The organism is Pseudomonas quasicaspiana, from assembly GCF_021147825.1.
GTDB lineage: Bacteria > Pseudomonadota > Gammaproteobacteria > Pseudomonadales > Pseudomonadaceae > Aquipseudomonas > Aquipseudomonas quasicaspiana.
In genome coordinates this window covers 87,838-95,568 of sequence record NZ_JAGTPI010000018.1, presented here as the reverse complement: position 1 = coordinate 95,568, position 7,731 = coordinate 87,838, and the positions used below count along the sequence as shown (strand labels likewise).

Below are 7,731 nucleotides of genomic sequence, written 5' to 3'. Positions count from 1 at the left end.
GACCCGCAATGGAATGCGTTGCAGTATGAGCCGCAAGGGTAACTGCTGGGACAACGCGGTTATGGAGCGCTTCTTTTTGAACCTGAAAATGGAGCGTACATGGAGGAAGGATTACGCCAACCACGCCGAAGCGATAAAGGACATCACGGACTACATCGTTCGGTTCTACAACGAGGGGCGATTGCACTCGAAACTGGGCTATGTGCCGCCCAATCAATATGAGCGGCAAGCAGCCTGACAATCACCGATTGAGGTGTCCGGAAAAAGTTGACCACTGCAATTTGTATCGTCAGACACTGGTTCCTGTGGGAGCAGAGCTTGCTCGCGATAAGGCTGGACGCAGTTCACTCCAGATTGCATCCAGCCTTATCGCGGGCAAGCCCAGCCCCCACAGGATCTGCGCAGTCCTGGATATTGGTATGAAGTCGTGGGATCTGCTTTGGTCGGGGAAAGGTCGCAGACGACGCATTTGTATCGTCAGACACTGGTTCCTGTGGGAGCAGAGCTTGCTCGCGATAAAGGCTGGACGCAGTTCACTCCAGATTGCATCCAGCCATATCGCGGGCAAGCCCGGCTCCCACAGGATCTGCGTAATCCTGGATATTGCTGTGAAGTCGTGGGGTCTGCTTTGGCCGGGGAAAGGCCGCTACAGACGACGTATTTGTATCGTCAGATATTGGTTCCTGTGGGAGCAGAGCTTGCTCGCGATAAGGCTGGACGCAGTTCACTCCAGATTGCATCCAGCCTTATCGCGGGCAAGCCCAGCTCCCACAGAATCTGCGCAATGCTGGATATTGGTGTGAAGTCGTGGGATCTGCTTTGGCCGGGGAGAGGTCGTTACAGGCGACGCATTTGTATCGTCAGAAATGCCGCCTTCCCGGCTAGAGCAGGTCCCGCGTCACGCCCGTATTTAGCAAGCCGCAACCGTTCATGGCGTTCACCTCGGTGGTTCTGTAAGATTTCACCCCCTCTACTTTATCTGTGAGCACTCGCCTTGCTGCAAAACATTCGTGTTGTCCTGGTCGGTACCAGTCACCCCGGTAACATCGGTGGGGCTGCTCGTGCCATGAAAAACATGGGGCTTTCGCGCCTGGTGCTCGTTGATCCGCAGTTCTTCCCTCACCATGAAGCGGATGCCCGCGCTTCGGGCGCTGGCGATATTCTGGAGAAGGCTCAGGTCGTCGCGACCCTTGAAGATGCTCTGGTGGGATGCAATCTGGTCATGGGCACCAGTGCCCGCGACCGTCGTATTCCGTGGCCGTTGCTCGACCCGCGTGAGTCGGGCGTGATGGCTGCCGAGCAGGCAGGGCAGGGCGCAGAAGTCGCGCTGGTGTTTGGTCGTGAATACGCCGGCCTGACCAACGAGGAACTGCAGCGATGTCATTACCACGTGCATATCCCGTCTGATCCAGAGTTCAGCTCGCTGAATCTCGCTGCGGCGGTGCAGGTCCTCAGCTACGAGGTGCGCATGTCGTGGCTGGCTACGCAGGGGCAGCCTACCAAGGTCGAAAAAGTTGAAGTGACCTCGGTGCGCAGTGCTGACCTGGCGACCATGGATGAGATGGAAGGCTTCTATGGTCATCTGGAATCAACCCTGGTGGCTATCGGCTTTCTCGATCCGGAAAAACCTCGCCACTTGATGGCCCGGCTGCGTCGCCTGTACGGCCGCAGCGAAGTAAATCGTTCCGAGATCAGTATTTTGCGCGGCATCCTTACCGAGACCCAGAAGGCTGCACGTGGTGAACCGTACAAACGGAAGGAACAATGATGTTCGAGCGTCTGCGAGAAGATATTCAGAGTGTGTTTCATCGCGATCCTGCTGCGCGCAATTCCTTTGAAGTGCTGACCTGCTACCCCGGCATGCACGCCATCTGGCTGCATCGGCTGGCACACATTCTGTGGACCAACGGCTGGAAGTGGCCGGCGCGGGTGGTTTCGAATTTCGGTCGCTGGATGACTGGCATCGAAATCCATCCCGGCGCCAAGGTCGGGCGGCGTTTTTTCATCGATCACGGCATGGGTATTGTGATTGGCGAAACGGCTGAAATCGGCAATGACGTAACGCTCTATCAGGGCGTTACCCTGGGAGGCACCAGCTGGAACGCAGGCAAGCGCCATCCGACGCTGGAAGACGGCGTTGTGGTGGGTGCGGGCGCCAAGGTGCTCGGGCCGTTTACCGTCGGTGCTGGTGCCAAGATTGGTTCCAACGCGGTTGTCACCAAGGCTGTTCCGGCAGGTGCTACCGCGGTGGGGATTCCGGGGCGAATCATTATCAAGTCCAGTGATGATGTAGAGGCCAAGCGCAAGGCGATCGCCGAGAAGCTGGGTTTTGATGCTTACGGGGTCAGCGAAGACATGCCGGACCCGGTGGCGCGTGCGATTGGTCAGTTGCTGGATCACTTGCAAGCAGTGGACGGTCGTCTCGAAGGTATGTGCGAGGCCCTTAAAGGGCTTGGCAGCGATTACTGCGCCAAGGAGCTGCCCGAGCTGCGCGACGAAGTGTTTGATTGCGTGAAGGACAAGAGCGAGAGCAAGGTCGGCTGATGGGGGCTGCACCCGGGGCGTGCCATGCGCCCCGGTGTTTGCTATGATGCGGCCGCGGTTTTGCGCCCAATCCCGACTGTTTTGCTAGGTCTTATAGTTGACTTAAATACTCGGGAATAGCATACTCGCTCTCATTCCGAACCTCTGCGGTATACGCCATGCGACTGACTACTAAAGGCCGATACGCTGTAACTGCCATGCTTGATCTGGCGTTACATGCGCAGAACGGGCCAGTGTCTCTGGCCGACATTTCCGAGCGTCAGGGCATTTCCCTGTCCTACCTTGAGCAACTGTTTGCCAAGCTGCGCCGTGGCAATCTGGTCTCCAGTGTGCGTGGTCCCGGTGGTGGTTATCAGTTGTCCCGCGACATGCACGGCATCAAGGTTGCCCAGGTGGTCGATGCCGTCAACGAATCTGTCGATGCCACGCGTTGCCAGGGGTTGGGTGATTGCCACGCTGGTGACACCTGCCTGACTCACCATTTGTGGTGTGACCTCAGCGAGCAGATTCACGAATTTCTAAGCGGTATCAGTCTGGCCGACCTTGTCACTCGCCGTGAGGTACAAGAAGTTGCCCAGCGCCAGGATATGCGCCGTACCAGCGCCAAGACCCAGTACCTGGATAAGATTGAAACGTCCGCCGTTGAATGAGCGTAGATGAATCAGCGGTGCGCCTGCCTGATAGGAGAGATTCAATGAAGTTGCCGATTTACCTTGATTACTCCGCGACGACTCCGGTCGATCCGCGTGTCGCTCAGAAAATGATTGAGTGCCTGACCGCTGACGGAAACTTCGGTAACCCGGCATCGCGCTCCCACGTCTTCGGCTGGAAAGCTGAAGAGTCGGTCGAGAACGCTCGCCGTCAGGTTGCCGATCTGGTCAATGCCGATCCGCGTGAAATCGTCTGGACCTCCGGTGCTACCGAGTCCGACAACCTCGCCATCAAGGGCGTTGCGCATTTTTACGCCAGCAAAGGCAAGCACATCATCACCAATAAGATCGAGCACAAAGCTGTGCTCGACACCACGCGTCAGCTTGAGCGTGAAGGTTTCGAAGTCACTTACATCGAGCCTGGTGAAGACGGTCTGATCACGCCTTCGATGGTTGAAGCCGCTCTGCGCGACGACACCATTCTGGTTTCGATCATGCACGTTAACAACGAAATCGGCACCATCAACGACATCGCTGCCATTGGTGAGCTGACCCGCTCCCGTGGTGTGCTGTTCCACGTTGATGCTGCGCAGTCCACCGGTAAGGTTGAAATCGATCTGGCCAGCCTCAAGGTTGACCTGATGTCGTTCTCTGCCCACAAGACCTATGGCCCTAAAGGTATCGGCGCGCTGTACGTCAGCCGCAAGCCGCGTGTTCGCCTTGAAGCGGCCATGCACGGCGGCGGTCACGAACGTGGCATGCGTTCCGGTACTCTGGCGACGCATCAGATCGTCGGTATGGGCGAAGCATTCCGTATTGCCAAGGAAGAGATGGCCGCAGAAAACGTGCGAGTCAAAGCCTTGAGCGATCGCTTCTACAAGCAGGTCGAGCATCTCGAAGAGTTGTACGTCAACGGCAGCATGACTGCTCGTGTTCCGCACAACCTCAACCTGAGCTTCAACTACGTCGAAGGCGAGTCGCTGATCATGGCGCTCAAGGATCTGGCCGTTTCGTCCGGTTCCGCCTGTACTTCCGCGTCGCTCGAGCCTTCCTATGTGCTGCGCGCCCTTGGTCGTAATGACGAACTGGCGCATAGCTCGATACGCTTCACCTTTGGTCGTTTCAGTACTGAAGAAGAAATGGACTACGCCGCGCAGAAAGTCTGCGAAGCGGTCACCAAGCTGCGTGCACTTTCGCCGCTATGGGACATGTACAAAGACGGCGTCGACATTTCCAAGATCGAGTGGGCGGCGCACTAATTAAAAGCCGCCTTACAGACAGGCCATGTTTCAACCAGTTGTTGCATGGCTTGCAGAGCGGCTCCCTGATAGAGGAATAGCATCATGGCTTACAGCGAAAAGGTCATTGACCACTACGAAAATCCGCGCAACGTCGGCAAGATGAACGCGGAAGATCCAGATGTTGGCACCGGCATGGTCGGCGCTCCTGCTTGCGGCGACGTTATGCGTCTGCAAATCAAGGTCAACGAGCAGGGTGTCATCGAAGACGCCAAGTTCAAGACTTATGGTTGCGGTTCGGCTATCGCTTCCAGCTCTCTGGCAACCGAGTGGATGAAGGGCAAGACTCTGGATGAAGCAGAGACCATCAAGAACACTCAGTTGGCTGAAGAACTGGCTTTGCCTCCGGTGAAAATTCACTGCTCGGTACTCGCGGAAGACGCTATCAAAGCGGCAGTTCGTGACTACAAGCAGAAGAAAGGCCTGCTGTAATAGCAGCGTTTTCTAAAGAAGCTGGTGTGAAGTAATAAGGAGTTCCGATGGCTATCAGCATGACAGAAGCTGCCGCAAATCACGTAAGACGCTCCCTTGATGGGCGCGGCAAAGGTGACGGCGTTCGTCTGGGTGTTCGCACCACAGGCTGTTCAGGTCTTGCCTATGTGCTTGAGTTCGTCGATGAGGCGCAAAGCGAAGACACCGTGTTCGAACTTCACGGCGTCAAGGTGATCATTGACCCGAAAAGCCTGGTCTATCTCGATGGCACCGAGCTTGATTTCGTCAAGGAAGGGTTGAACGAAGGCTTCAAGTTCAACAATCCCAACTCGCGCGGTGAATGTGGCTGCGGCGAAAGCTTCAACGTCTGAGGCTTATTGTGGGTACTCCTTGTCATTTCGCTCTATTCGAGCTTCAGCCGAGCTTTCGCCTCGACCTTGATCAGTTGGCGACGCGCTACCGTGAGCTTGCTCGTGAGGTTCATCCCGACCGTTTTGCGGACGCCTCCGAGCGTGAGCAGCGGTTGGCGCTTGAGCGCTCCGCCAGTCTTAACGACGCCTATCAGACGCTCAAGAGCGCTCCGAAACGGGCGCGCTATCTATTAGCGATGCGCGGCGAAGTGCCTCTTGAAGTCACCGTGCACGATCCCGAGTTTCTTCTGCAGCAGATGCAATGGCGCGAAGAGCTTGAGGATCTGCAGGACGAGGCTGATCTGGCGGGTGTCGCGGTTTTCAAGCGTCGCCTCAAGACTGCTCAGGACGAACTGAACGAAAGCTTTGCGGCCTGTTGGGATGATGCTGCGCAACGCGAACAGGCCGAGCGCCTTATGCGGCGCATGCAGTTCCTCGACAAGCTCTCTTACGAAGTGCGCCAGCTTGAAGAGCGCCTCGACGATTAACTCCGTGCTGCTTCTGGCCGCACGCCTGTGAAATTCTGATAAAGCATGGCTCTACTGCAGATCGCCGAACCCGGTCAAAGCCCCCAACCTCATCAGCGTCGTCTGGCGGTGGGTATTGACCTGGGGACTACCAATTCGCTGGTTGCTGCACTGCGCAGTGGCCTTTCCGAACCGCTGGCCGACGCAGAAGGGCAAGTCATTCTGCCGTCTGCTGTGCGGTATCACGCTGATCGCGTTGAAGTGGGGCAGGCTGCCAAAGCCGCCGCTTCGACGGATCCGTTCAACACTGTATTGTCGGTCAAGCGCTTGATGGGTCGTGGTCTGTCCGACGTCAAGCAATTGGGCGAGCAGTTGCCTTATCGCTTTGTAGGCGGTGAGTCGCACATGCCGTTCATCGAGACTGTTCAGGGGCCGAAAAGCCCGGTGGAAGTCTCTGCCGATATCCTCAAGGTTCTGCGTCAGCGTGCTGAGCAGGCGTTGGGTGGTGATCTGGTCGGGGCGGTCATCACTGTTCCGGCTTATTTCGACGACGCTCAGCGTCAGGCTACCAAAGACGCCGCCAAATTAGCGGGTCTTAACGTGCTGCGCCTGCTCAATGAGCCGACCGCTGCAGCCGTGGCTTATGGTCTGGATCAGAGCGCCCAGGGCGTTGTTGCGATTTATGACTTGGGCGGCGGTACGTTCGACATCTCTATTCTGCGTCTCACTGGCGGCGTGTTTGAGGTTCTGGCAACCGGTGGTGATACTGCGCTGGGCGGCGACGACTTCGATCATGCGATTGCGGGCTGGATTGTCAGTGAGGCATGTTTGTCTGCCGATATCGATCCTTCTGCCCAGCGCAGCTTGCTGCAAGCGGCTTGCAAGGCCAAAGAAGCGCTGACCAGCGAGACTTCTGTCGACGTCGAGTACGGGGCCTGGAATGGCACGCTGACGCGACAAGCTTTCGAAACCCTCATCGAGCCAATGGTTGCGCGCAGCCTCAAATCTTGCCGTCGTGCCGTGCGTGACGCCGGTATTGAGCTGGATGAAGTTGAAGCGGTGGTCATGGTTGGCGGTTCTACACGTGTCCCGCGTGTGCGTGGCGCTGTGGCTGAGTTGTTTGGTCGCCAGCCGTTGACGGATATCGACCCGGATCAAGTGGTCGCCATTGGTGCGGCGATCCAGGCAGATACTCTGGCCGGCAACAAGCGTGACGGTGGTGAGTTGTTGCTGCTCGACGTGATTCCGCTCTCGTTGGGACTGGAAACCATGGGCGGCCTGATGGAGAAGGTGATTCCGCGTAACACCACGATCCCGGTCGCGCGCGCTCAGGAGTTCACCACTTACAAAGACGGCCAGTCGGCAATGATGATTCACGTGCTGCAAGGCGAGCGTGAGTTGATCAGCGACTGTCGCTCCCTGGCTCGTTTCGAATTGCGCGGCATTCCGGCCATGGTGGCGGGTGCGGCAAAAATCCGTGTGACGTTCCAGGTGGATGCGGACGGTCTGCTCAGTGTCTCGGCCCGCGAGCTGGGCTCAGGCGTTGAGTCGAGCATCCAGGTCAAGCCTTCCTACGGGCTGACCGACGGTGAAATTGCCCGGATGCTCACAGATTCTTTCGCCTACGCCAGCGACGACAAGGTTGCCCGCGTATTGCGCGAGCAGCAGGTTGATGCCCAGCGCCTCGTCGAGGCAGTGGAAGCTGCACTGGAAGTCGACGGCGAGCGCTTGCTGGATGCCGAAGAGCGTATGGTCATCGACCTGCAGTTGCAGGAATTACGTGAATTGATGCAAGGCACCGATGGCCCCGCCATCGAGCAGCAGACCAAGCTTCTCTCGCAGGTGACCGATGCATTTGCAGCCCGCCGCATGAATATGACGGTAAAAGCCGCTCTGGCGGGGCGCAATCTGAATGACATTGAGGAATAAC

9 protein-coding genes are annotated in these 7,731 nt (G+C 57.3%); all 9 read left to right on the top strand.

Features of this window, described 5'->3' with window-relative positions; translation table 11 throughout:
• Positions 1-238 (top strand): integrase core domain-containing protein (locus KDX30_RS13440; protein ID WP_231676242.1); only part of this gene is annotated, 238 nt, incomplete at its 5' end.
• 756 nt (positions 239-994) lie between these two features.
• On the top strand, positions 995-1,768 hold the full coding sequence (gene trmJ, locus KDX30_RS13435; RefSeq protein ID WP_027902652.1) for a tRNA (cytosine(32)/uridine(32)-2'-O)-methyltransferase TrmJ: 774 nt from the start codon (positions 995-997) through the stop codon (positions 1,766-1,768).
• On the top strand, positions 1,768-2,544 hold the full coding sequence (gene cysE / locus KDX30_RS13430) for a serine O-acetyltransferase (RefSeq protein ID WP_027902651.1): 777 nt from the start codon (positions 1,768-1,770) through the stop codon (positions 2,542-2,544). Before trmJ ends, cysE begins: the two co-directional genes overlap by 1 nt.
• A gap of 158 nt (positions 2,545-2,702) precedes the next feature.
• A complete protein-coding gene (gene iscR / locus KDX30_RS13425; protein ID WP_027902650.1) occupies positions 2,703-3,194 on the top strand; it encodes a Fe-S cluster assembly transcriptional regulator IscR in 492 nt (163 codons plus the stop codon).
• A 44-nt stretch (positions 3,195-3,238) separates the two neighbouring features.
• Positions 3,239-4,453, top strand: coding sequence for an IscS subfamily cysteine desulfurase (locus KDX30_RS13420; RefSeq protein WP_027902649.1), 1,215 nt, complete (start codon positions 3,239-3,241; stop codon positions 4,451-4,453).
• Positions 4,454-4,537: 84 nt separating this feature from the next.
• On the top strand, positions 4,538-4,924 hold the full coding sequence (gene iscU, locus KDX30_RS13415) for a Fe-S cluster assembly scaffold IscU (RefSeq protein ID WP_002552476.1): 387 nt from the start codon (positions 4,538-4,540) through the stop codon (positions 4,922-4,924).
• Positions 4,925-4,971: 47 nt separating this feature from the next.
• Positions 4,972-5,295, top strand: coding sequence for an iron-sulfur cluster assembly protein IscA (gene iscA / locus KDX30_RS13410; RefSeq protein ID WP_027902647.1), 324 nt, complete (start codon positions 4,972-4,974; stop codon positions 5,293-5,295).
• Between the two features lie 8 nt (positions 5,296-5,303).
• Entirely contained in the window at positions 5,304-5,822 is a 519-nt protein-coding gene (hscB, locus tag KDX30_RS13405) for a co-chaperone HscB (protein ID WP_027902646.1), read from the top strand.
• Between the two features lie 45 nt (positions 5,823-5,867).
• Positions 5,868-7,730, top strand: a complete 1,863-nt coding sequence (gene hscA, locus KDX30_RS13400; RefSeq protein WP_231676241.1) for a Fe-S protein assembly chaperone HscA — start codon at positions 5,868-5,870, stop codon at positions 7,728-7,730.
• Position 7,731: the final 1 nt, after the last annotated feature.